Annotated in this window: 24 protein-coding genes and 1 tRNA gene; 13 read left to right on the plus strand and 12 right to left on the minus strand. The window is 52.2% G+C overall.

Translation table 11 applies throughout. The features are described from left to right. Positions 1-35: 35 nt before the first annotated feature. Positions 36-776, plus strand: coding sequence for a DUF561 domain-containing protein (locus BRW62_RS10280; RefSeq protein ID WP_099799346.1), 741 nt, complete (start codon positions 36-38; stop codon positions 774-776). A 15-nt stretch (positions 777-791) separates the two neighbouring features. Continuing rightward, entirely contained in the window at positions 792-1,598 is an 807-nt protein-coding gene (locus BRW62_RS10285; protein WP_198406010.1) for an RsmB/NOP family class I SAM-dependent RNA methyltransferase, read from the plus strand. A gap of 132 nt (positions 1,599-1,730) precedes the next feature. Here the strand turns inward: BRW62_RS10285 and BRW62_RS10290 are convergent, their stop codons facing one another. After that, a complete protein-coding gene (locus BRW62_RS10290) occupies positions 1,731-2,219 on the minus strand; it encodes an NUDIX domain-containing protein (RefSeq protein WP_227517368.1) in 489 nt (162 codons plus the stop codon). On the opposite strand from BRW62_RS10290, the gene BRW62_RS10295 reads away from it, so the two are divergent. Beyond that, complete coding sequence (locus BRW62_RS10295; RefSeq protein ID WP_099799348.1) at positions 2,218-3,561, plus strand: glycosyltransferase family protein; 1,344 nt, start codon at positions 2,218-2,220, stop codon at positions 3,559-3,561. The genes BRW62_RS10290 and BRW62_RS10295 overlap by 2 nt on opposite strands. A gap of 40 nt (positions 3,562-3,601) precedes the next feature. On the opposite strand, the gene BRW62_RS10300 is transcribed toward BRW62_RS10295, so the two are convergent. Beyond that, complete coding sequence (locus BRW62_RS10300; protein WP_099799349.1) at positions 3,602-4,030, minus strand: NfeD family protein; 429 nt, start codon at positions 4,028-4,030, stop codon at positions 3,602-3,604. A 35-nt stretch (positions 4,031-4,065) separates the two neighbouring features. Beyond that, a complete protein-coding gene (locus BRW62_RS13145) occupies positions 4,066-4,308 on the minus strand; it encodes a hypothetical protein (protein WP_157768359.1) in 243 nt (80 codons plus the stop codon). Positions 4,309-4,418: 110 nt separating this feature from the next. On the opposite strand from BRW62_RS13145, the gene BRW62_RS10310 reads away from it, so the two are divergent. The 3 genes from BRW62_RS10310 (at position 4,419) to dnaG (ending at position 8,137) form a co-directional block, all read left to right on the plus strand. Next, on the plus strand, positions 4,419-5,177 hold the full coding sequence (locus tag BRW62_RS10310; RefSeq protein ID WP_099799350.1) for an EI24 domain-containing protein: 759 nt from the start codon (positions 4,419-4,421) through the stop codon (positions 5,175-5,177). Between the two features lie 137 nt (positions 5,178-5,314). Further along, the gene (gene rpiA, locus BRW62_RS10315; RefSeq protein ID WP_099799926.1) at positions 5,315-6,022 is read left to right on the plus strand and encodes a ribose-5-phosphate isomerase RpiA; all 708 of its coding nucleotides are present in this window, start codon (positions 5,315-5,317) and stop codon (positions 6,020-6,022) included. Positions 6,023-6,064: 42 nt separating this feature from the next. After that, positions 6,065-8,137, plus strand: coding sequence for a DNA primase (gene dnaG / locus BRW62_RS10320; protein ID WP_099799351.1), 2,073 nt, complete (start codon positions 6,065-6,067; stop codon positions 8,135-8,137). 160 nt (positions 8,138-8,297) lie between these two features. On the opposite strand, the gene BRW62_RS10325 is transcribed toward dnaG, so the two are convergent. The 4 genes from BRW62_RS10325 to rpsT all read right to left on the minus strand — a co-directional run bounded on the left by BRW62_RS10325 (position 8,298) and on the right by rpsT (position 13,163). Further along, the gene (locus tag BRW62_RS10325) at positions 8,298-9,167 is read right to left on the minus strand and encodes an Rpn family recombination-promoting nuclease/putative transposase (protein ID WP_099799352.1); all 870 of its coding nucleotides are present in this window, start codon (positions 9,165-9,167) and stop codon (positions 8,298-8,300) included. A gap of 161 nt (positions 9,168-9,328) precedes the next feature. Then, positions 9,329-11,758 (minus strand): phosphoketolase family protein, encoded by a 2,430-nt coding sequence (locus BRW62_RS10330; RefSeq protein WP_099799353.1) that lies wholly within the window; start codon positions 11,756-11,758, stop codon positions 9,329-9,331. Positions 11,759-12,037: 279 nt separating this feature from the next. Then, the gene (locus BRW62_RS10335; RefSeq protein ID WP_099799354.1) at positions 12,038-12,856 is read right to left on the minus strand and encodes a TatD family hydrolase; all 819 of its coding nucleotides are present in this window, start codon (positions 12,854-12,856) and stop codon (positions 12,038-12,040) included. 13 nt (positions 12,857-12,869) lie between these two features. Next, positions 12,870-13,163 (minus strand): 30S ribosomal protein S20, encoded by a 294-nt coding sequence (rpsT, locus tag BRW62_RS10340; protein ID WP_099799355.1) that lies wholly within the window; start codon positions 13,161-13,163, stop codon positions 12,870-12,872. Positions 13,164-13,481: 318 nt separating this feature from the next. Between rpsT and BRW62_RS15345 the strand changes: the two genes are divergently transcribed. After that, positions 13,482-13,643 (plus strand): zinc ribbon domain-containing protein, encoded by a 162-nt coding sequence (locus BRW62_RS15345; RefSeq protein WP_198406011.1) that lies wholly within the window; start codon positions 13,482-13,484, stop codon positions 13,641-13,643. 210 nt (positions 13,644-13,853) lie between these two features. Here BRW62_RS15345 and prfB read toward each other — a convergent pair. Next, a protein-coding gene (prfB, locus tag BRW62_RS10355) for a peptide chain release factor 2 (protein WP_157768360.1) occupies positions 13,854-14,961 on the minus strand; the annotation gives its coding sequence in 2 pieces (ribosomal slippage) (positions 13,854-14,885 and positions 14,887-14,961; 1,107 coding nt in all). A gap of 256 nt (positions 14,962-15,217) precedes the next feature. Between prfB and BRW62_RS10360 the strand changes: the two genes are divergently transcribed. Together BRW62_RS10360 and hemB are read left to right on the plus strand one after the other, a co-directional pair. After that, a complete protein-coding gene (locus BRW62_RS10360) occupies positions 15,218-15,484 on the plus strand; it encodes a YkvA family protein (protein WP_099799358.1) in 267 nt (88 codons plus the stop codon). Positions 15,485-15,565: 81 nt separating this feature from the next. Beyond that, entirely contained in the window at positions 15,566-16,552 is a 987-nt protein-coding gene (gene hemB, locus BRW62_RS10365; RefSeq protein WP_099799359.1) for a porphobilinogen synthase, read from the plus strand. 6 nt (positions 16,553-16,558) lie between these two features. On the opposite strand, the gene BRW62_RS10370 is transcribed toward hemB, so the two are convergent. Together BRW62_RS10370 and BRW62_RS10375 are read right to left on the minus strand one after the other, a co-directional pair. After that, entirely contained in the window at positions 16,559-17,113 is a 555-nt protein-coding gene (locus BRW62_RS10370; RefSeq protein ID WP_099799360.1) for an NADPH-dependent FMN reductase, read from the minus strand. Between the two features lie 62 nt (positions 17,114-17,175). Further along, positions 17,176-18,216, minus strand: coding sequence for a coiled-coil domain-containing protein (locus tag BRW62_RS10375; RefSeq protein WP_099799361.1), 1,041 nt, complete (start codon positions 18,214-18,216; stop codon positions 17,176-17,178). A 325-nt stretch (positions 18,217-18,541) separates the two neighbouring features. Here BRW62_RS10375 and BRW62_RS13150 point away from each other — a divergent pair, with 325 nt between their 5' ends. Together BRW62_RS13150 and BRW62_RS10380 are read left to right on the plus strand one after the other, a co-directional pair. Next, positions 18,542-19,042 carry a hypothetical protein gene (locus tag BRW62_RS13150; RefSeq protein ID WP_157768361.1) on the plus strand — a complete coding sequence of 167 codons (501 nt, stop codon included), beginning with the start codon at positions 18,542-18,544 and terminating at the stop codon, positions 19,040-19,042. Between the two features lie 80 nt (positions 19,043-19,122). Next, positions 19,123-19,602, plus strand: a complete 480-nt coding sequence (locus BRW62_RS10380) for a J domain-containing protein (RefSeq protein WP_099799362.1) — start codon at positions 19,123-19,125, stop codon at positions 19,600-19,602. Between the two features lie 72 nt (positions 19,603-19,674). Here BRW62_RS10380 and lpxD read toward each other — a convergent pair whose 3' ends face one another. Continuing rightward, positions 19,675-20,691: a UDP-3-O-(3-hydroxymyristoyl)glucosamine N-acyltransferase gene (gene lpxD, locus BRW62_RS10385; protein ID WP_099799363.1), complete on the minus strand. Its 1,017-nt coding sequence runs from the start codon at positions 20,689-20,691 to the stop codon at positions 19,675-19,677. Between the two features lie 234 nt (positions 20,692-20,925). Between lpxD and BRW62_RS10390 the strand changes: the two genes are divergently transcribed. Beyond that, a complete protein-coding gene (locus BRW62_RS10390; RefSeq protein ID WP_099799364.1) occupies positions 20,926-21,111 on the plus strand; it encodes an NblA/ycf18 family protein in 186 nt (61 codons plus the stop codon). A 280-nt stretch (positions 21,112-21,391) separates the two neighbouring features. Continuing rightward, positions 21,392-21,465: transfer RNA gene (locus BRW62_RS10395), tRNA-Arg, on the plus strand. Positions 21,466-21,571: 106 nt separating this feature from the next. Here BRW62_RS10395 and BRW62_RS10400 read toward each other — a convergent pair. Further along, the gene (locus tag BRW62_RS10400) at positions 21,572-22,876 is read right to left on the minus strand and encodes a sugar transferase (RefSeq protein WP_237269100.1); all 1,305 of its coding nucleotides are present in this window, start codon (positions 22,874-22,876) and stop codon (positions 21,572-21,574) included. Positions 22,877-23,000 lie beyond the last annotated feature (124 nt).

The following is a 23,000-nucleotide window of genomic DNA, read 5'->3' on the forward strand; positions in this document are numbered from 1 at the left end:
TAGAACAACGACTATTATTTGGAAGTTTCAAGTTTATGCTGCATCCGCGTTTAGCTGCTGCATTTGCCCAGCGCTCAGTACTGAAGATCATTAGTGGCCTCAACAATTTTGATGGCGATCGCGTTCGTGCGGTGGTCACCGCCGCAGAGCATGGCGGAGCCACATTGGTGGATATTGCTGCTGATCCAGATCTCGTGCGGATTGCCCAAGAGGTTACCACGCTGCCCATTTGTGTGTCTGCGGTGGATCCGTGCCTGCTGGTGAAGGCAGTTGCAGCAGGTGCAGATCTCGTAGAAATTGGCAACTACGATAGTTTTTATGCCCAAGGCCGTGTCTTCAGTGCCACGGAAGTTCTTGAACTGACCCGGCAAACCCGTTCCTTGCTGCCTCAAATTATGCTCTCGGTGACAGTGCCCCACACTTTGCCGCTGGATGAACAGGTAACCCTAGCGGAATCCTTAGTAGAGGCGGGCGCGGATGTCATCCAAACGGAGGGGGGAACGAGCAGTCAACCGCGCCATAGTGGCACTCTAGGTCTAATTGAAAAGGCTGCTCCGACCCTTGCGGCGGCCTACGAAATCTCTCAGGCCGTCTCCATTCCCGTTCTCTGTGCGTCTGGCTTGTCAGCTGTCACCATTCCCTTGGCGATCGCCAGTGGTGCTGCTGGGGTTGGCGTTGGCTCGGCGGTGAACCAACTCAACAGCGAAGTCGCCATGATTGCCAGTGTCCGTGCCCTAGCGGACGCCCTTCATCGCGCTGTGGCCGTTGCCCCCTAACACTCCCTAGCAGCAGTGGTCAAGCCCTCCCGTTTGGCGCTCAACTGTGCGGAACGCCTGTTTGAGGCTGCTGCCGAACGGGAACGCTTTTTGGCAGCATTGTTCATCCCTCAGCCCTTACCGCCAGCGATCCTCTGGCGCCAGGATCCCCCTACCCCCTCGCCGTTTCCAGTCCTTCCTCCTCTCCCTTGGCAACCCCCATGGGTGAGCCGACTGGCCGTGGGCACTCGGGCGGGGCAACATCCACTCCACCAAGCAGGTGCCTACTACTGCCTAGATAGCTCCTCCGTTTTTGCGGCTGTTCCCCTCCTTTCCTTGCCCCCCTCCCCTAGCCTGATCATTGATGTTTGTGCAGCGCCGGGAGGCAAAAGTCTATTGGCATGGCGCGCCCTCAAGCCCGATTACTTACTTTGCAATGAAGCAATCCCTAAGCGCCTAGGGATGTTAATTAGTAACCTCAAACGCTGTCGTGTTCATCCAGTGGGGGTCACCTGCTGTGATAGTGCCGATTTAGCAGCAACCCTGCCTCAGACGGCTGAGGTGGTGATCGTCGATGCCCCGTGTTCCGGCCAGTCCCTGCTAGCCAAAGGCCAGACCGCTGAGGGCTGTTTCCATCCCCTGACCCTGCGCCATAATCAACGCCGTCAAAAACGAATTCTGGCGGCAGCGGCGGCGTTGGTGCGCCCCCAAGGCTGGCTCCTCTACAGCACCTGTACCTTTAGTCGCGAAGAAAACGAAGAGGTGGCCAAGTGGTTTAGTGCCAAGTATCCCCAATTTATCCCCAGACTGTTCCCCAACTGGCTGCCTATCAGTCTCACCTAAGTGAGTTGCCTTGCTATCGCCTCTGGCCGCAGCAGCAGGAAGGCGCAGGAGCCTTTACCATCCTGTGGCAGCATCAAGGCGAGGGAGAGCCAACTCCAATGCCCGAACTGAGCAACTGGTTGTGTTGGCAAGCTACAACTGATGCGGTCGAGGCCGCTGACCCGTCTGCCGCCAGTGCAGATAATCCTTGAGAATTTGCGCGTGATCAAAGCAAAGGGAAGACGGCAACTGATCAAGGGGTACAATATGCACAGCCTTTGCATCGTCTGCCGCGACGGGCGTACCGTGGGCTGTGGCAATAAACACTGTACTGAGGGTGTGCTGGCGGGGATCTCGAGCAGGATTTGAGTACACATATAGTAATTCTTGGAGTGTGATCTCAAGGCTCACTTCTTCACGAGCTTCGCGCTGGGCGGCCACCTCCACCGATTCGCCGTAGTCCACAAAGCCTCCCGGAATAGCCCAACCTAAGGGAGGATAGCGGCGCTCAATCAGGAGAATGGGTCGCTGGGGATAATCTAACAGTTCAATGATGATGTCAACTGTGGGTGCAGGATTGCGGTACATCGACGAAGGCTTCATGGTACGGTAGCAAGGATAGGGTAACGCAACAGGGGACATGGCGGCAGAACAGGATATTGTTGTTCTCAGTAATGGCCCCGGGGAGTTGGCAACGTGGGTGTATCCCTACGTTACGGCTCTGCGGCAGGAGGCTACAGATCAGGTTCGCATCTCGGTCGTAATGGTGCCCTGTCCCCATGCCAGTGGCCGCGAGGCGGACATTGCCCGCCGCTATCCTGGGGTGGATCGGGTGTTGCCGGTGCAAGAATTTTGGCGATTATTGTGCACCAAAACGACCTCTAGCGGTTGGGACTGGCTCCCTCACGGGGTTGTGGTTTTTCTAGGCGGCGATCAACTGTTTGCGGTGCTGCTGGCGAAACGCTTAGGCTATCGCTGTATTCTCTACTGTGAATGGCAGGCGCGTTGGCACCGCTGGGTCGATGTGATTGCTCTGCGCCGTCCGCTGCCGCTGCCACCAACCCGTGCCCATGTGGCGGTTATTGGAGATCTGATGACCGATGTGCAAACCCTTGGGCGTGGGGAGCAACCGCAGGTGCACCAAGACTTGGGCATAGCAGCCGACACACCGTTGGTTGCACTGATGGCGGGGTCAAAGCCAAATAAGCTCAAACTGGGGGTGCCCCTCTGCTTGGCGATCGCCGATCATTTAGCCACGGTGAACCCGCCTGTTGCATGTGTCATTCCTGTGGCGCCCACCCTCACCCTCGAGACCTTGGGTCGCTATGCTGACCCGCAGCATAACCCCGATCTAAAGCACATTGCTGGCACAACGGCTCAACTGCAGCAACCACTAGAGGGCATTCCCTACCTTGAAACTCCCAAGGGCACCAAGGTGTATTTGTGGCAGCAATTACCCAATTATCCGCTGCTGCGCCAAGTGGCGATCGCCGTCACAACCGTTGGTGCCAACACTGCTGAGCTAGCGGCCTTAAATGTGCCCATGATCGTGCTCCTGCCTGCACAACAACTGCGGGTACAGCGGGCGCATCCTTGGGATGGATTGGCGGGGTTACTGGTGGCGCTGCCTGCCATTGGTCGGCACTGGACCGCCTTGGTGTTTTGGGCATTAGTGGCCAAAGGGTTAGGTTGGCGGCAGTTCTGGCAACTCCTTCAAGCCCCAGAGATGGATTGGCAACTGGTCAAGCAAGGCTTGGGCTACAAAGCGTGGCCAAACCTGTGGGCACAGCAAGAAATCGTACCGGAGCTCGTCGGCCCCCTTGATCCCCACGCAGTGGCACAGCAGATTCTTTACTACTTAGAGCATCCCCAAGACTTGGTTGCCATGAAAGCGGCATTACAGAACGTCGTAGGAGACCCTGGAGCAGCAGCAAAGCTAGTGGACTTAACGTTAAAGATTGCAGACAAGGGACATCGCCTCTAGCGCATTGTTACCACTACAGGACTACCCCTTGGGGAGTTCATCATGAAATGGTGTCTTCGGGCACCACAATGAGGGTCGTGCCTTGGCGGCCAATAACAATCACTCGCTGATTCTCGGCGATCGCCAGATGGGGATCATCACACCGCGCTTGCCACGAAATGCCATCGTAAAGTACCCGCCCTGTTTCCCCCGGCAAAATTTGGCTAATCGTTTGTGCTTCAGCCCCCTCTTTGAGAATTGGGGCAGTGCGTTTCGGCTGATAGCGGCGCATTAGGAAGACCACCACCACCGATAGCAGAATCCAGAGCACCACCTGTAGGGGAAAACTGGGAATTAGAAACGAGGTGAAGGCCACAATCAATGCACTGATGCCGAGGGTGGCTTCCACAAAAGCGGTGGGCAGAAAAAACTCCATCAAAAAGAGAATGACTGCCGCAATACACCAGATCCAGAAGGGTGACAGCGCCATCACTATCGTTACTCTTGCAAGCCCAAAGTTTCATTTCAACCATAGCTTAAGATGGCCGCCATGGTCGGAACTGAACCCAGCCGTGTGGCGTCAGGTAACCTACGCTGAAAAGACACCACGTCTGTCAGTATGTAATTAATCATGAAATCCACGCGAGTAATCATAATGACTAACTTTTTTGTGCCACTGTTGGTGGGAATACTGACCTTGGGAGTGCTGGCCACATGGCTTTGGCGACCCGGTACGCCCCCTGTATCCCAGAACGATCGCACCGACACGACTCACCTGATGGCCGATGCGCCCCCCCGGATGATGAGGGCACACCACCCCGCCGCGGATAAGCTAGGATCCCCCGAATGGGTTCTAAGGCAGACCAGTGCTGGGACGAATGTGGTCGGTAAGTCAGCGGTTTCAGCGGGGATTTTTCGCCTTTGGTCGTGGCTTACGCTTTATTGCCCGCCATCGTTTGTGGGCCTACCTCCTGCTACCGGCGATCGTGAGTTTTTTACTGGGCACAGCCTTGATTATTAGCGCTTTCGTGGCGGTGCAAACCCTTGGGGAACAATGGGTAGTGGTGCCCTTGGGGTCATGGCAGTGGCTCTACGATGCGGTTGTGGATGTGGTCGCCGTGGCGATCGCTCTCTTTTTGGCACTAATTGGCTACCAAACCCTCATTCCATTGGTGGTGATTCCCTTCTTGGGCCCACTTCTCAATCGTGTAGAGAAAATTACAACCGGCCATACCATTGAGGTGGGTTGGCGGCGAGACCTCTTCAATACCATTGTGGGCGGCTGGTTTGCCCTGCGGGACGCACTTGTGCAACTGGTTTGTTTACTACTGTCGTTCCTGTGTGGCCCACTGCAACCCATCGTAATGGTGCTAGTCAATAGCTACTTCTTTGGGCGAGGGAGTTTTGATTATCCGCTGGAAAAGCACAGTAGAACCCTTAAGGAACGCCAAGTTTTAACCCGAGCCTACACCCCAGAAATCTACGGCCTTGGTTTGGCACAGTGTCTGGGTCTATTGGTTCCCCTTGCAGGAATGGTGCTCGTGCCCGCAGTGGGGGTGGTTGCCGCCGCCCTCTTAATTCAAGAGCGAGACCCCAACACCGCCCTGTCAGTCTCCCCTGCGCTGCCTCAGCGTTAACGTTGCCTGAGTGCGGGAGAGGTCAAGGTACCGTTGAACAGTTCTCGCGAAGTTCCCAAGCCATCATACCGGAGCATCGGTTATGCCCTGCTCCACTATGCTATTGTGCTGTTTGGGAAATGTATGGGAGCTTGGGCATGAGTCAAGACGCCGTTAAACAAATGAAGCAAGCGGTGGCCAAAGCGGCTGCGGATCGCGTCCAGTCGGGCATGGTGGTGGGGCTAGGTACGGGTTCAACCACTGCCTTTGTGATTGAATTCTTGGGCGATCGCCTGCGCAACGGCGAGCTGAGCAATATTCGCGGTGTGCCCACCTCCTTTCAAGCCTCGGTACTGGCAAAGCAGTACGGTATCCCCCTCGTCACCCTCGATGATGTCACTAAAATTGATGTTGCCATTGACGGTGCGGATGAAGTAGATCCAGCTAAAAACTTAATCAAAGGGGGGGGTGCCGCTCATACCCGCGAGAAAATTGTTGACTCGCTGGCGGATCAATTCCTTGTGGTCGTGGATAGCAGCAAACTTGTAGAACGGCTTGGTTCAACATTTCCAGTTCCTGTCGAGGTCTTGCCCCTTGCCCTGAGTCCTGTTAGCCGTGCCTTAACCGCCTTGGGAGGCAAACCAGAACTGCGCATGGGGGTTAAGAAAGATGGGCCTGTGATTACTGACCAAGGTAACTTTGTATTAGACGTAACCTTTGCCGAGATTGCGGATGCCGCAGCCCTAGAAAAGACGATCAACAATATTCCTGGGGTGCTTGAAAATGGTCTCTTTGTCAATGTGGCCGATGTCGTTCTGGTGGGTGAACTTGTAGAGGGGCAGCCTCGTGTTCGCGAAGTAGTCTAGTCTCCCGTCTTCCCCAGTGGGGATCAGCTATCCTGAAAACCTATGGATATTCCCCGTCTCCACCCCGATACCATTGAAGCCGTGCGTGAAGCCGTCAACATCGTCGATGTAGTGGCAGCGCATGTTGTGTTGAGCAAACGGGGACGGGAGTACGTTGGCTGTTGCCCCTTCCACGACGAAAAAACTCCTAGCTTCACGGTTAGCCCCAGCAAAGGGTTTTATTACTGCTTTGGCTGTGGGGCGGGGGGGAATGCCATTAAGTTCCTGATGGAACTGCAAAAACGCTCCTTTGGCGATGTGGTACTGGAGTTAGCTCAGCAGTATCAGGTGCCGGTGCGAACGCTAGACGCCGCCCACAAACAAGCGCTACAGGTGCGTTTATCCCTTCAAGAGCAACTCTACGAACTTCTGGCGATCGCGACTAGTTTTTATGAACACGCTCTGCGCCAACCCATCGGTGAGGCTGCCTACACCTATCTGCGGCAGCAGCGCCACTTAACGGAAGCGACAATTCAGCACTTTCGCCTAGGGTATGCACCCGCTGGTTGGCAGGTTATCTATAGCTATCTTGTTGAGCAAAAGGGCTATCCCGCTAGCTTGGTTGAACAGGCAGGGCTGATTGTCCCCCGACGCACTGCCGACGGCTACTACGACCGTTTTCGCGATCGCCTGATGATCCCCATTATGGACAGCCAAGGACGGGTGGTGGGCTTTGGCGGTCGCACCCTCAGCAACGAGGAGCCGAAATACCTCAACTCCCCCGAAACCCCCATTTTTAATAAGGGGCAGTTGCTCTTTGGCTTGGATAAAGCGCGGCAAACCATTGTTCATAAGGATCAAGCGGTTGTGGTCGAAGGCTATTTTGATGTCATGGCGCTGCACCAAGCAGGGTTAACCCAAGCAGTGGCCAGCCTTGGTACTGCCCTCAGCCAAGCCCAGATTAAACTGCTTCTGCGCTACACCGAGTCCAAGCAGATTATCCTCAATTTCGATGCCGATACCGCAGGACAACGCGCCACCGATCGCGCCATTGGTGAAGCGGCAGACTTGGCTTACCGTGGCGATCTGACTCTACGGATTTTAACCCTACCCGCCGGTAAAGATGCCGCCGAATTTTTAGCACAAGCAACGGGCGATCGCTACCAAACCCTGCTGGATACCGCTCCCCTTTGGCTAGACTGGCAACTGGACACCACCCTTGCCCGGTACGATCTGAACCAAAGTGATCAGTTCCACCAAGCCAGCCAAGCGCTCACTCAACTGCTAGGAAAATTACCCAATGCCGCCCTGCGCAGTCACTATATCCACCGCTGTGCCGAGTTACTGGGGCGCGGTGACAGTCGCCTCATTCTGCGCTTAGAGGAATCCCTGCGGCAACAGGTACGGGGGCAACGGTGGCAGGGACGATCCCAAAAATGGCAACGCCCAGCGGACTACAACCTCCGCCAAGCTGCCGAAGAACAATTGCTGCGACTGTACCTCCACCGGGGTGACTATCGCCCCCTCATTCGCCAGACTCTACAGGCACGGGATATTGAGTTTAGCCTATCCCACCATCGCTGGCTGTGGCGGCAAATTTTAGCCATTGAGGAAGATCTCTGCGCTGGTTTACCTGCTCCCGATGATCCCTATACAGCCGAATGGCTGCTGTCCCCGACTACCGATACCGCCACACGCCTCACAGAGGTAGATTTGGTCAGCCGCCTCTTTGATGCCATCAGTGAAGATAACCACGCCAACATGATTGCCCCCCTGCTGCACCTTGATGAAATCACTGCCGTTAGCTTAGAGCGACCCGAATTAACCATCCAAGCAACTGCCGCCGTCTTGGAGCGCATTGCCGTCGAGAAACGCTGTCGCTATCTTTTGCAGTCTTGGCAAGAAACTGTAGCTCTCATTTTAAGTGAGGCTCCCGCTAGTGAAGCTCTCCGCCAATACCTTGAGCGCATGATCACCAGCCCTAGTACCGACATTCAGAGTATTCCCGGCATTGATGCGGATCGCCTACAGGCTTTAGAGCAATTGCGCCACGACTATTACCAGCACCGCCAGTATTTGCAGCAATTAGACGAAGAACGCTGCCCACCCTTCAATGCAATCCGCAGCTTGTCCTAGCCTTGCTATCAAGAGTCTTTCGAGTGCACCAGCCATAGCCGATAAGTACCCTCATAGGTGCGAAAGAATCTAAGCCAACTGACTAACAGTGTGACATCCTCCCGACGCTGATGTTTCGCATACACCGCGGGACTTATCGCTCCCCGAACCTCTCATTAAGTTAACGATTGGGTTGAGAGTCTAGCCACATTGCGAGATCGTTAAAGTCTTGGAAATCGAGAAGAGCTTCTCCTAAAGCATCCAACTGTTCGAGAGATAGCCCACGGATATGTTGAACCACGGCATCGGGTAGTGTCCCGAATCGGCGGCGGAGTTGGCGGAGAATAAGCGTACATTCTCCCTCCAGTTGTCCTTCTTGTCGCCCTTCTTGTCGGCCACGCTGAAGCCCAATTTTCTCTCCCTCTCGTTGTCCTTCTTGAAGAATTTCTTGGTAAATCACGGATTCGCGCATCATTCCCTCCCGAAAAATCGCTTGAATCAGCTCCTTACTGTACTGTAACCCAGCGAGCAGTTGAACGATGGTACTCAACTCTTGCCGGGTCTGCTTGGAGTCAATCTGACGAATCTGGTCAGCAACGGCTTGCAACAAACCAGCTTCGTTATTTGTTTTCCCCAACACTGCAAAGGGCAATAGACCAGGAATGGCAAAAAATTGCCGTGGGTCTTCTTCCCAGAGTTTCACCACTCGGTAGCGATGAGTGGTGTTTGGCCACTCAAAGACATCGGGCACCTGCACCCGTGTTCGTCGCAGCAGAATTAAGACTTGGACAATCTCGCATTGGTAAGTGCGATAGAGCCTCAGCCAGTAGTCCAGCATCCGTAAGGGTAGGGCTGGCTCTGGTTCGACCTGAAATTCTAGATGCAGAATGCAGTGTTGCGTTCGCACGAGGGTGACGGCATCTGCACGAATCGGTTCAAGGTTCAGTTCGGTTTTGAGAACTGAAACATTTTCTGAGACATCGTTGAGAAGCCACTGGGTAAAGGCGGTAGGGTATTGTTCAGCAAGGTATTTACAGAGGTTATCTCGCATTCCCCCAGTGTATCGAGAATGCACCCCACAGCCATCATGTTGCCGCAAACGGTCTTCAAGAGCCTAGAGCAGTTAAGTCTGCAGCGAAATACGTCCCTCTGACTTGGGAGATGCGAGCTTACATATCCAAGCGAGAGCGAGATTTCTATGACCGCAAAGGGCTAAAGTGGCCATGTCCAGTGGCTAAACTCCGGCTTATCGATCCCAAACTCGTAGGCGTAGTTGCGGGCTTCAATCTGCATATTGCGGAATTTTTCCTTGGCATGGGCACCGGCCACCTGCAACTCGGGCAGCCGGTCAATGGCATCGATCGCCAAGCTAAAGCGGTCAATTTCATTGTTAATCGCTAGCTCGAGGGGGGTGTTAATGTTGCCTTTCTCTTTATAGCCACGCACATGCAGGTTGACGTGGTTATAACGGCGGTAGGTGAGGCGGTGAATCAGCCATGGATAACCGTGGAAGTTGAAAATAATTGGCCGATCTAGTGTGAATAGGCTATCAAAATCGCGATCGCTCAGGCCGTGGGGATGCTCTGTTTCCGGTTGCAACTTAAATAAATCCACAACGTTAATGTAGCGGATTTTCAGGTCGGGAAACTCTTGCCGCAGCAGGGCGATCGCCGCCAAGGCTTCTTGGGTGGGAATATCCCCCGCGCTGGCCATCACCAGATCCGGCTCATAGCCTTGATCATTACTAGCCCAATCCCAAATTCCCAATCCCTTCGTGCAGTGCTTAATGGCCGCATCCATATCCATGTACTGCAAATGCAATTGCTTATCCGACACAATGACATTCACATAGTTTTTGCTACGCAAACAGTGATCCGCCACCGATAGCAAGGAGTTGACATCGGGCGGTAGATAAATTCGCGTCACCGCTGCACTCTTGTTACAGACCACATCCAAAAAGCCCGGATCTTGATGAGTGAAGCCATTGTGATCCTGCCGCCACACCGTCGAGGTGATCAATAAGTTCAACGAAGCAATATCAGCGCGCCACGACAGTTCATTGCAGATACTCAGCCACTTGGCATGCTGATTAAACATTGAGTCAATGACATGCACAAAAGACTCATAGGTGGAAAAGAAGCCGTGCCGTCCTGTTAACAGGTAGCCCTCTAGCATCCCTTCCATGGTGTGCTCACTGAGCATTTCAATGACACGACCATCGGTGGATAACTCACCGCCATCTTCATCCTCTTCAAAGAATTCAGCAATCCAGAATTTTTTGCTAACTTCATAAATGGCATTAAGTTTGTTTGAAGTGTTTTCATCAGGACCAAAGACGCGGAAATTCGTCATGTTTTGGCGCATCACATCCCGCAGGAAAACGCCAAGGGGTCGTGTGTTTTCCACTTCTAGTTGGGCAGGCTTCTCAACGGTAATACCATACTCCCGGAAATCTGGCATTTTTAGGTCTTTGCGGAGCAGCCCCCCATTGGCATGAGGGTTCATCCCCATGCGGTAGGTGCCGGTTGGTGCCAGTGCTTTTAGATCAGGGCGAAAGGTTCCCTTATCATCAAATAAATCTTCCGGATGGTAACTGCGCAACCACTTCTCCAGCAATTGCAGGTTTGCGGGGTTGCTGTGCACATCGGCCATGGGCACTTGGTGTGCTCGCCAGAACCCTTCTACCTTCCGTCCATTCACTTCAGCCGGCCCTGTCCAGCCCTTGGGTGTCCGCAAAATAATCATCGGCCAGCGGGGTAGAGGCGTTACCCCCTGCTCCCGAGCTGCCTGTTGAATTTCCTTAATTTTGTTTACACAGTACTCTAGGGTTGCCGCCATTGCTTGGTGCATTGAGGGACGGTCAGAGCCTTCGACAAAGCAAGGTTCATAACCATAACCGCGAAAGAGATGCTCGAGATCGGCGTGGGGAATACGCGCCAATAGTGTGGGGTTGTTAATTTTGTAGCCATTCAGGTGCAAAATTGGCAGGACTGCGCCATCGCGTACAGGGTTCAGGAACTTATTAATGTGCCACGAGGTAGCCAGTGGCCCTGTTTCCGATTCGCCATCTCCTACCACTGCGGCCACAATCAGGTTGGGATTGTCAAAAGCAGCACCACAGGCATGGGAGAGCACATAACCCAGTTCTCCCCCTTCGTGAATTGAGCCGGGGGTTTCTGGGGTGCAGTGGCTACCCACACCGCCAGGAAATGAAAACTGCTTGAAAAATTTTTTGAGGCCGTGCTCATCTTCACTAATGTTGTGGTAAATCTCGGAATAACTTCCTTCGAGATACACAGGCGCTAAGACACCGGGGGCACCGTGGCCGGGACCCGCCAGAAAAATAATCTCTTGTTGATATTTTTTAATAATGCGGTTGAGATGAATGTAGATAAAAGAAAGTCCAGGGCTGGCTCCCCAATGCCCCAAGAGGCGTTTCTTAATGTGCTCTGGTTGCAGGGGAACTTTGAGCAGGGGGTTGTCCCGCAGGTAAATCATGCCTACCGCAAGGTAATTACAGGCACGGAAGTAAGCATCGATGGCATCCACTTCTGCAGCACTGAGGGGCTGACCCTCAATAGTGGCGCGGGCAATCCCAAACGCACGAATTGATTGAGTTGTGGGGGAGAGAGCGCTAACCATAAATTCCCTCATACATCAACTGTTGAAGCCACGACAGCCTGCTTCAGAACTCAAAAGATAAAACAAAATGCACAGACTATCTGCTCTTTCGCCAGACTGGTACAGGCTGTTGATTCGCCAGAATGATTCTGATGCAACGTTTCTAGAGAAAAATATCTGAAGAAAGGGCGAACCCGAGCTGCGGTTCCAGCTCGTACAAACTTCACTACACCTTTGATCCTAAACCGGCAGACTCTGGTAGTGAGGAAATACCCTGAATGTTTTAACGAATGAGCGGTTCTAAGGGTCAACACGCCCGGCCTGAGTCTCTAGCATTTCTGGTGGCGGCAGGCGAAAAAGGCGGCAGGCATTGATTGTTGTTTGTACCCCTAGCTCAGCTACATCACACTGACGAAGTGCTGCAATCGCTGAGGCCACAAAGCGAACATAACTGGGTTCATTACGCTTTTCCCCCCGCTTGGGGACAGGCGCAAGGAATGGACAATCAGTTTCAATGAGGAGGCGATCGCCCGGAACCATTTGCGCCGCCGCCTGAATTTGCTTAGCATTTTTGAAGGTTACCGTGCCACTAAAGCTAATGTATAGCCCTAGCTCTAAGAACCATTCCGTTTCCTCTGGTGTGCCGCCCCAGCAGTGCATGACCCCTTGTAGTGATCCGTACTGACGTTGAAACTGCTGCAACACATTCCGGGTTGCTGCCGCCGCCTCACGGCAATGAATAATGACAGGCAAACTAAGGGAATGAGCCACTGCCAACTGCGCCCAAAACGCTTCCTCTTGCTGAGACTGATTGTTCGCTTTATAAAAGTCTAAGCCAGTCTCACCAATGGCAACAACCTTGGGATCACTGGCAGCAAGGGAGGCAATAGTACTAGCCAGATCAGGATGCCACTGATCTGTATCTAGGGGATGCAAACCCACGGCCATAAAGAGTTCTGGAAATTTTACCGTTAGGGCTTGAATGTCGGTAAACTCCGTTGGTTCAACACAGGAATGTACCAACCTGACGACCCCTGCTTCCCGCCACCGCTGAGCTACAGTCTCTAAGTCGGCAGCAAAATTAGCAAAATTCAGATGGACGTGGGTATCCACCAGCATAAAAATATAAAAATTAGGAAGGTTGGGTTGCTTTGTTGAAAATTCGGCTTAAGCGAGCTTTACGACGAGCACCTGTATTCCGATGAAGCACGCCGCACTTAACTGCCTTATCAATTTTGCTCACCACAGTGCTTAAACGTTGGTTCACCTCTGCTAACTGCTCGGGTGAAGGGTTGGCCGTGTATTGACTGAGGGCATTGAGGTAGTTTTTCGTCAGAGTATGTACTGCAGAGCGGTAGGATTTGTTACGGAGGCGATTGCGCTCGGCAATTTGAGCGCGCTTGGCAGCAGATTTAATGTTGGCCACGGGTCACCTTAGACAGCGATAATCAACACAGTGTTTAGAACAAACACTCATTATAGCGGTTTTGCGCCTCTTAGCGTTATCGGCTCTCCATTGGTAGAGCGCAAATAACTGGATTACTCTGCTGCTAGCTGCACTCTGGCAAAATGAGCGGATCAGAATGAGCGGATCAGGATTCGCTAGCATCTCAACAAAGAACTCCGGTACACCAAGAGGATAGAGAAGCAAGAGTTCTTTCAGAATCCCCATGTCTGCTCCCCAACCACCTTGCCCGGTTTGTCAGCCAACTCATGTGTAGGACTGCCCGGGACCGGATTTGGGGTGGTAACTGTCGCTGTCCCACCTCAGTACAGCTCCCAGACATGCTCGTGTTGCGGCCATTTGGTCAAGGCATCCCTCAGCACTCGTCCTCATTTGTGCCAGTGCGGAACTGTGCTGGACAGAGACCCCAACGCAACTATCAAGATTTTGGAGCTAGGTTGACGTACTGTAGGGCACACAGAACCTTACGCCGGTGGAGAGGAGGCCGCTACTCATCTTCTGGAGACAGCGGTTGAGCACGTCACCTCGTTGAAGCAGGAACCTTCATCGGCGACGATGGAATCCCCTTCCTGAGCGCAGTGAAGGGAGGATGTCAATGATCGCAAATCTTTGAGGCACTTTAACATGATTGAGATAGGCGATGGAATTTTTCTAGGCATCGGTTTGCTGCCGCAAGTACGCTTGAATGAATCTATCAATATCGCCGTCCATCACATCTTGCACAGCGGTGCTCTCTACCTCAGTGCGCAGGTCTTTAACCAACTGGTAGGGGTGAAACACGTAGTTACGGATTTGCGTGCCCCACGCGGCTTCCACGGCATCGCCGCGAATATCGGCAATCTCTTTCGCTTTTTGCTCTTGGGCAATCACCAGTAACTTTGCCTTGAGGATGGCCAGTGCCTTTTCTTTGTTTTGCAGTTGCGATCGCTCCTGAGTGCAGCGCACAGCTAGGCCAGTGGGTTTATGGACAATGCGCACCGCCGTTTCCACCTTGTTGACATTTTGCCCTCCTTTGCCGCCACTGCGGGACGTCGTGATCTCTAGGTCTGTTTCTGGAATCTCAAGGGTGACGGACTGATCCAACTCTGGCATGACATCCACGCCAGCAAAACTAGTCTGCCGCTTGCCATTGGCGTTAAAGGGAGAAATTCGCACCAAGCGATGCGTTCCCTTTTCTGAGCGTAAATAGCCGTAGGCATAGCGACCTTTAACTTCCAACGTTACAGACTTAATGCCAGCTTCTTCCCCCTCTGATAATTCAGCAATGTGGGTTTGGTACCCCTGTCGCTCTGCCCAGCGAGTGTACATACGCAGCAGCATTTCCACCCAGTCTTGGGCATCGGTGCCCCCTGCTCCAGCATTAATCGTTAGGATGGCATTATTTTTATCGTAGGGGCCATTCAGAAGCTGTTCTAGTTCCCAACGACTGAGTTTTGCCTCTAGCTGTTGCAGCAGGGCGATCGCCTCATCGTAAAGCCCCGGATCACTCTCTAGCTCCAGCAGTTCCAGCGCAGCTTCAACATGCTCAACACTCTTTTGCCAGCTTGAGAGTTGCGCTAGAGCTTCCTTAGCCTCAGTAAGCTGTTGCAGAGTCGCTTGGGCAGCAGCTTGATCAGTCCAAAAGTCAGGCTGGGCTGCCGTATGCTCAAGATCGTGAATCTTAGCGGTGAGCGCCGCAGGGTCAAAGATAGTGCTGGGCTTGACCCAGACGAGTGTTCAGAGCTGTCAAATCTCGCTTTAAGGCACTAAGATCAATCATTGGCCAACAATAGCAAACTGTTGATTAGATGGGGACTCCTCTATAGTATAGGCGAGTATAGGCGCGACAGGGGCTTAAGGAAACGGTTTGGCCGTGGCGAAAGCGCAAGATACAGTTCTTGCATCTATGGTATATGGAGCGCGGTCGCAACCCTTAGCACACCAGTGTCGAACCCATGCAGGATTCATCAGCAGTCAACAAACCCTACGGCAAGGAGCACGACATAATAGAAATTAGGTTCTGAGGTTTTGCCCCTATGGCTGCGTTTTACAACTGGTATCGGACATTGCTACGTCACCCTAAATACCGCTGGCTCATCATTATTGCTAGTTTTGTCTATCTATTCAGCCCTATCGATATTGCCCCAGATTTGATTCCTGTGATTGGCCAGTTGGATGACATTACCGTAATGATGATTTTGGCCAGTGAGGTCACCCAGATTGTTATTGAGCATCTCAAAAGCAAAAAAAGTCGCGCGGATGTGCCAAGAACCACGGTTGATGTGGAGGCAGAAGCCCTCTAAAATGCAGCACGGAAATGGGATAATCAACCTGATCGTGTTTGCTAGACACTTTTTAGCGCATTCCATTTTAATTGAGAATTTATGGATCTAACCCATCGCCCGCGGCGGTTGCGCCGTACCCCTCAACTACGTCGTCTCGTGCGCGAACATACCCTCTCCAGCGCCGATTTGATTTATCCAGTCTTTGTGATGGAAGGGGACGATCAGGTTCAAGAAGTCCCCTCGATGCCCGGCTGCTTTCGCTATACCCTTGATCGCCTCATTCTGGAGCTAAAAGATGTCTATGCTTTAGGCATTGGGGCGATCGCCCTGTTTCCCCTTGTCCCCGAAGCCTTGAAAGACAATGCAGGCACAGAAAGCTACAACCCGGAGGGACTGGTGCAGCGATCGGTACGCGGCATCAAGGCCGTCCTGCCAGACCTACTCATCTTTACGGATGTGGCGCTAGACCCCTACAGCAGTGAAGGTCATGACGGCATCGTCAAAAATGGTGAAATCCTCAACGATGAAACCGTTGCGGTACTGGTGAAACAAGCCGTCAGTCAAGCCGCCGCCGGTGCGGATTTTGTTGCCCCCTCAGATATGATGGATGGTCGCATCGGCGCAATCCGCGCGGGCTTAGATGCAGCGGGCTACACCCACGTGGGTATCCTTGCCTACTCAGCTAAGTATGCCTCGGCTTACTATGGACCGTTTCGGGATGCCCTAGATTCAGCCCCGAAATTTGGCGATAAAAAAACCTATCAGATGGATCCAGCCAATGTGCGCGAAGCTGTGCGGGAAGTGAGCCTAGATCTTGAAGAAGGGGCAGATATGGTCATGGTTAAGCCTGCCCTAGCCTACATGGATGTGATTGCTCAGCTTAAGCAGGTGAGTGATGTGCCGGTGGCAGCCTACAATGTCTCTGGGGAATACGCCATGGTTAAGGCCGCCGCTGGCAATGGCTGGATTGATGAGAAAAAAGTGGTCTTGGAAACCCTGCTCGGGTTTAAGCGGGCAGGGGCAGATGTGATCCTCACCTACCATGCCAAACAGGTAGCTCAATGGCTACAGGAGGATCTCAGTTAGGTTCAGTTAGGTTGAGGAGACGGGTTGCCGCAATTGTTGGGTCGTCTGAAGCCAACTGGTAATCAGTTTGTCTAGCCGCTCGTCCAGTTTAGCGTCCTTGAGTTGACCTGTTGGCGTAAACGCTTGCCACGCTTGACCGATCGCCACCTGCTCTGGAATTACCCATGCATGTACCCAGCGGAGAATCACCCGCAGGTCGTTGAGGGCGTTACTGTTTGCCTGGCCACCCAGCACACTGATCATGGCGACCACCTTGCCACTGAGTTCCGGAAAGCTCAGCAGGTCAAGGGAATTCTTCAGCACCCCACTAACACTACCGTGGTACTCAGGGGTCACCAGCAGAATGCCGTCCGCTGCCGTAACTTTGGCCTGAAATACTGCTACATCGGGGTGATCGGGGTAGTGATCCGCTCCAGTACAGAAGGGGAGGTTCAGTTGCCGTAGATCCAGCCGCTCTACGGTGGCTCCCTGAGCCGCTGCTTTGGCGATCGCTGCGTCCAAGGCCATTTGTGAGTAAGAGCCATCCCGTAAACTACCCGCCCAGCCAATAAACTTCGGCATAAAACAAACTCATAACGACTATGAATTAGTATAGCGAACCCCGATCGATCTCTCAATTACGTCTAGGGGCTGCTTCCTGATGGTAGGGAATTGAGTGGCGTGGGCTTATCCGCCGCCATTTGGGTAATCACCTGTTGCAGTTGACTAATCACCCGTTCCGCTGCGCTATAGCGATCCTTCCAATGCTGAATGGCGGTTTCCTGCTCGCGGGCTTGTTGGGCTTGATGCAGAATTTGCTCTTGAAGCTCGGCTACCTGAGCTTCCAACTTTTGGAGGCGTGCCTGTTGCTGCGTGGAGCGACCTTCTATCTCTTGGGTGTAGTGTTGCACTTTCATGTATTGCAGCCGCTGAAGCTGGTACTCTTGCTCCAGGTCTTGCAGCGTCTTTTGGGTTTTCAAGAGGGTTTTACTAAGCCCCTGAATTACTGTATTTTTGCTGGACTCTTGACCTTGAGTTTGTTGCAGGGCACTAATGACTCGTTCTTGGGTCTCAATCAGGTAATTGGCTTGAGTCAGGCGACTGCTCAGATCACGGATGTCATTTTCGCGATCGCTAAGTTCTTGTTGCAGTTGCTCTAGGCGAGTTTGGAGCAGCCCTTTTTCTTCATGAGCTTGCCGTTGCTGCGATTCCAGTAATTGTAAGTCGTGCTCCCGTTGCCGCAGCAACCGATGACTGTTGACTAATTTTGCTTCGAGAGCATCTTGAATGTGCAGCAGCCGATCCACCTCCTGATGTAAGTGCTGAATTTCAGTTTGCGATTGTTGCACCATGATCTCCAAAGATTGGCGACGACTGGTCATTTCTGCTAACTGGTGGGCGCAGGTGGCTTGGGAGTGAAGCTGTTCTTGTAGGGTGAGGATGGCCTGCTGCTGGATGAGGGCGGTTTCTTCAGTGCGGGCTAGCAAGTCTTCTAGAAACTGCTGATTACGGAGTTGTTGCTTGAGTTCATCAATATAGGTTTGACATTGATCAAGGATCTGCTCTAGTTGTTGGACACGCTGTTGGGGGCTATCGGCAACAGAATGAGCCAGTGTCACTTGGTTCTCAGTCACAAGTGGATTCCACGGAAAGCTCAATTGCTGTGGCAGCGTCAGGTCATCCATACTAGTCTCCTTTGTGACTGCGCCAGCTTATACCCATTATTGAACCAACTATAAATTTATTATGACAATCAAGAAAAAACCAACAAAAAACATCCTCTTGAGTCGAGACCTAAAACGAGTCCAGCTTAAACTAGACCTTGAGCATCACCGGCTGTGTAACTGGTGACGAGGATTGAACAAAATTAGCAACGCATTCCCCCACCTCGGAACAGGTGGGGGTCAAGGAGCGGCGGTTTCTATGGTATAATGCTATACATTTTTAGGACTACCGTTGCGGTGAACATCGTTTTGACTCAAAATTAGCATAGAGTATAGAATAAGGCTCATGAAACGTTCCCCTAGATATCGAGGTAAAGCCTACAGCTACAGCGTATTTGCTCAATGGCTATCCTTGTCCCTTGGTATCCTTACTTTCATCATTATTGCCAACAAAATAAATAAACAAGCAGCTAATCTATTTTTGTCAACCGATGCATCAAGACAAATAGCAATCAATACACCAACAGTATTTAGTATTTCACCTTTAGTTCCTCCAATTCATCGCATTCCAAAAGCATCTGAAATTAGTGGCTCAGGACTATCTCAAGTCAACTTTGAAAAAATAGATTTTGATGGTAAACATATTCCTTACACTGGAACATCGGTTAGAAGATTAGCTGCGATTTTGTCTCAACGTGCTACTACTGAGCAAGACAAAGCTAGAATTACTTATGTTTGGATTACCCATAACATTCGTTACGATGTCCAAACCTTTATAACAAAGAATTACCGGATAGTTTCTGCTGAAGACGTGTTGAGAGATCGTCAAGCTATTTGCTCAGGATAAATCCCATTATAAATATATTCAGCAGCCTTATGAACTAGCAGCAACATTTCAGGTTCGATCTCAGGGATTCAAACATTGAGATGCTGAATTTAGAAGAATACTGGAAAGTACTAGAATTCACCCTAGACGCTTCTATTGAAGAAATCAAGTTAGCTTACCGTCGGCTGGTACGTCGTTGGCATCCTGACTTGTACCCCCATGATTCAGTTCTAAAAACAAACGCTGAAGAGAATATCAAAAAAATTAATATCGCCTATGAAAAGCTTCTGGAATACAAAGATCAACAGTGTCAAGCAATTTCGGATTCAACAACATCTTCTTCTGGTGATCTTAGTGTTCAGACTCGCGCTACTGGTGCAGTAGAGTTTTATAGTGACAAGCATCATGTTTGGTTGAGTAGCAGCGATGATGGTACCCTACGACTCTGGGAATTGCCCAACCCCGTGGAGAGCACCTTTTGGGTATCATATATCCTCGAAACAGGAAACACGCTTAGCGGGCGTGAGCATGGATCAAGACATTCCTATTGCAGAACGCTTACAAGCAGACTCTGCGGTTAGGCTTCAGAAACAACCCTTGTATAAACCGTGGGCGATCGCAAGCATTGTACAAATAGCCGAAGCAGTTTTTGTTCACTCTTTCAGTTTTGCTTCAAGGGTACGCACGCGCTTCAGGAGGTCGGGTAACTGTTTGAGTGCAGCAGAAACTCGTAAATAAAGACGTTGCTCCATGGCAGGAATGCCCCCCATGCGGGCGTTGGCTGGTACAGAGCCACTGATGCCTGATTTGGCAGAGACGATGGCGCGATCGCCAATAGTGAGGTGCCCCGCTACCCCCACTTGCCCCGCTAAAATCACCTGATCACCAATATGAGTAGAGCCAGCCAGTCCTACTTGGGCGCAGAGAATCGTATTTTTACCAATGGTGCAGTTGTGTGCCACCATGGTCAGGTTATCAATTTTACTGCCTGCCCCTACGGTGGTGGCACCGAGAGTCGCTCGATCAATGGTGGTACTGGCGCCAATTTCGACATCATCCTCCACGGTGACTGTCCCCACTTGGGGAATTTTATAGTGCCGCCCATCCGGCAGAGGTACATAGCCAAAGCCATCTCCCCCCAAAACCACACCATTTTGCAAGATGACGCGATCGCCCAGTTGCACGCCTTCGCGCAGGGCACAATGGCTGTGGATTAAGCACTCAGCCCCCACAACCACGTTGTCATACAGGGTGCAGTGACTATGAATCACGGTGCGATCGCCAATGCGGACGCGATCGCCAATGACTGTATAAGGGCCAATGGTGACCTCTGCCCCCAGCTCCACGTCTGCCCCCAGAATAGCGGTGGGATGAATCTTGCCCAAGGGTTGGGGTTGGGGATAAAACAACTCAATACACTTGGCAAAGGCAAGATAGGGATGAGGCACCCGTAACAATGGACAGGCTGCTGCCCCTTGGAAATCAGCCCCCACAAACACAGCAGCGGCAGACGTCGTTTGCAATAGCGGTGTGTACTTCGGATTCGCCAAAAATGACACATCGGTTGCTGTTGCGGCTTCAAGGGGGGCGACCCCCAACACTGGGCGATCGCTAAGCTCAACTGCATCTAGGGAGGCACCAAACCGTTCCGCCAGTTCACCAAGCCGCATACTTGTCTCCACATCTGCCGTTGTTGCTCAGTCTAGCAGGTCTGTAGTGCTCAAACAGCGCATCCGCGATCGCCCACCACTGGCGATACCCTGCCACTAGTTGAAGAAACTGTTCATCTTGGACACTTTCTTCAGGAAGAGGATGCTATTCATTGAGTGGCAACTTTGTCAATGTGTTTGTTATATTTTTTAACATGCACATACCATGTTTAATGGAGTAAGGAGTTACGTCCTATGGAACAACGATTCCCAGAGCTGAACGTTGATCTCAGCTTCGAGCAGGAGTTCCAAATGCGAGTGATGGAGGAGCAGGTCGGTGCCATGAGTCTTCAGCAAACCCGTGAGCTACTGCTGCAAGCCTCGCGGCTGCTAATGATGAAAGATAACGTCATTCGCTCCCTTGTCAAACGCGCTGCCTAGGCTACAGGATGTGGGGCTGACCTCCTGCTTCACCTTGCTTCGTTGCCAGAATCAAGTAGGGGCTGTGGGGCTGAACCACCATTTCCTGAGCGGCTATATGATCGAATAGGTACTAGTAGGTACTAACATCTGGCTAATATCTGGCGAATCACGCCTTTTACTCTCTTAAGAAGATTATTCGTTACTTATTTGTGCTATTGAGTATTTGACTGGCACTAGTTTTTGGAACCTAGAGCTGGGGTTATTGGTATCAAGCAAAAATCGATACCATAGAAAAACTGGGGCTGTAGCTCAGCAGGATAGAGCGAGCGCCTCCTAAGCGCTAGGCCGTGCGTTCAAATCGCACCAGTCCCGTTCCTCACCTGTGGTACTTCACTGGGACGTATGGCAAAGCTGATCATCTTGTCCAGCGTTGGCTTAGGGATGCGTCCCAAAGAAAGCATTTAATTTGAGGGGTGGCCTAATAGGCACCTTCACCAAACAGCACAATGCGCACGGTTTCCACCAAGATTTCAAGATCAAGGTTCAGTGACCAGTTGTCGATGTAGTACAGGTCGAGGCGGGCAGCCTCATCAAAGTGACCAATGTGAGAGCGCCCAGAAATTTGCCACAGCCCAGTAATACCGGGTATAACGTGGTGACGAATGTGGTGCCACGAGTTAAAACGAGCCACATCCCGCAACGGCAGAGGGCGCGGCCCCACTAAACTCATGTCGCCCCAGAGAACGTTAAACAGTTGTGGCAACTCATCAATGCTGGTTTTGCGCAGAAATGCCCCTAAAGGAGTGCGGCGGGGATCGTTTTTGAGCTTGAAGAGCACTCCATCCGCCGATTCGTTTTGGGCTTCTAGTTCTGCCTGAAGCTTGGCAGCATCGGCACGCATAGTGCGAAACTTCCACATTTGAAAGACACGACCGTGCAAGCCTACCCGCTCTTGGCGAAAAAACACAGGCCCTGGAGATGTCAGCTTAATGGCGATCGCCACCCCTATGAATAAGGGAGCCAGCAGCAACACCCCTACCAAGGCAAGGACAACATCGAGGTAGCGCTTGAGGCGGTATTCCCAGCCATTGAGGTAGGTCATATCGACCCGCAGGGTGGGCAACGCCGCCACAATTTCTGGCGTGCCACGGCGGTAGAGCATTTCTAGGCTAGAGGGAACCAGCCGCAGCGGAATACCATACTGCCGTAGTTGCCAGTACAGTGTTGAGGCCAAGTGGGTAGGTGGTAGCCCCTCCACCACCACTTCTTGGGCGTGACTATCAAGAATCTGTTGCAGCGTCTCAGCATCGTGTGCCGTCGCCGCAGCGGCCATACCGACAATCCTGTAATTTTCCTTGCGCTGTAGCATCTTGCTTAGCACGTCTTGGCGGTGCTCCGGCGCAATTAAGAAGACTCGCACCTGTTGCCGTGAACGCAATACCTTAAACATAAGGCTAACCACTAGGCGCAGACCCACAGCAAACACAACACTCATGCCCCACGCGCTAAAAAAAAGAGACCGGGGCAAGTCCAACTTGGGATCGTAAAAGTAGCCGATCGCCAAAATCAGCAGATACCCCAAGCTCACTACTTTGGCCAATCGCAAATAGTTTTTCCAATGGCCATGGGGATGGTACAGGCCACTCAGCGCCACCAGTAGCAACAGTGCCGCTGCCAACACCCAGAAAATGCTGGGAAGCCCCAGAAACTGCCACCAGACCAGTTCCGGTGGAATGGGGGCATAGAGACGATTCAGTTGCAACCCAATTTTCCAAGCGAGCACAAGGGCAAGAAGATCACTGAGGAGTAACAGAAGGGTTCGAGGGGTCTCCGCACCGAACCACTTCCCCCCGACGGGGATCGGATGTCTCGCTTAATCTGAGAGAAGGAATGAGGCTCAGCCATCA

It is taken from the genome of Thermostichus lividus PCC 6715 (genome assembly GCF_002754935.1).
GTDB lineage: Bacteria > Cyanobacteriota > Cyanobacteriia > Thermosynechococcales > Thermosynechococcaceae > Thermosynechococcus > Thermosynechococcus lividus.

Excerpts from the sequence above, each read along its gene's own strand:
- rpiA (WP_099799926.1), top strand. The coding sequence starts at position 5,315 with ATGAGTCAAGACGCCGTTAAACAAATGAAGCAAGCGGTGGCCAAAGCG.
- BRW62_RS10335 (WP_099799354.1), bottom strand. The coding sequence starts at position 12,856 with ATGCTGGTGGATACCCACGTCCATCTGAATTTTGCTAATTTTGCTGCC.
- BRW62_RS10300 (WP_099799349.1), bottom strand. The coding sequence starts at position 4,030 with ATGGCGCTGTCACCCTTCTGGATCTGGTGTATTGCGGCAGTCATTCTC.
- BRW62_RS13150 (WP_157768361.1), top strand. The coding sequence starts at position 18,542 with ATGAAACGTTCCCCTAGATATCGAGGTAAAGCCTACAGCTACAGCGTA.
- BRW62_RS10390 (WP_099799364.1), top strand. The coding sequence starts at position 20,926 with ATGGAACAACGATTCCCAGAGCTGAACGTTGATCTCAGCTTCGAGCAG.
- BRW62_RS10290 (WP_227517368.1), bottom strand. The coding sequence starts at position 2,219 with ATGTCCCCTGTTGCGTTACCCTATCCTTGCTACCGTACCATGAAGCCT.
- BRW62_RS10310 (WP_099799350.1), top strand. The coding sequence starts at position 4,419 with ATGTGGTCGGTAAGTCAGCGGTTTCAGCGGGGATTTTTCGCCTTTGGT.
- BRW62_RS10330 (WP_099799353.1), bottom strand. The coding sequence starts at position 11,758 with ATGGTTAGCGCTCTCTCCCCCACAACTCAATCAATTCGTGCGTTTGGG.
- dnaG (WP_099799351.1), top strand. The coding sequence starts at position 6,065 with ATGGATATTCCCCGTCTCCACCCCGATACCATTGAAGCCGTGCGTGAA.
- hemB (WP_099799359.1), top strand. The coding sequence starts at position 15,566 with ATGGATCTAACCCATCGCCCGCGGCGGTTGCGCCGTACCCCTCAACTA.
- BRW62_RS10295 (WP_099799348.1), top strand. The coding sequence starts at position 2,218 with ATGGCGGCAGAACAGGATATTGTTGTTCTCAGTAATGGCCCCGGGGAG.
- BRW62_RS10360 (WP_099799358.1), top strand. The coding sequence starts at position 15,218 with ATGGCTGCGTTTTACAACTGGTATCGGACATTGCTACGTCACCCTAAA.
- BRW62_RS10375 (WP_099799361.1), bottom strand. The coding sequence starts at position 18,216 with ATGGATGACCTGACGCTGCCACAGCAATTGAGCTTTCCGTGGAATCCA.
- lpxD (WP_099799363.1), bottom strand. The coding sequence starts at position 20,691 with ATGCGGCTTGGTGAACTGGCGGAACGGTTTGGTGCCTCCCTAGATGCA.
- BRW62_RS10280 (WP_099799346.1), top strand. The coding sequence starts at position 36 with ATGCTGCATCCGCGTTTAGCTGCTGCATTTGCCCAGCGCTCAGTACTG.
- BRW62_RS10380 (WP_099799362.1), top strand. The coding sequence starts at position 19,123 with ATGCTGAATTTAGAAGAATACTGGAAAGTACTAGAATTCACCCTAGAC.
- BRW62_RS10370 (WP_099799360.1), bottom strand. The coding sequence starts at position 17,113 with ATGCCGAAGTTTATTGGCTGGGCGGGTAGTTTACGGGATGGCTCTTAC.
- BRW62_RS10325 (WP_099799352.1), bottom strand. The coding sequence starts at position 9,167 with ATGCGAGATAACCTCTGTAAATACCTTGCTGAACAATACCCTACCGCC.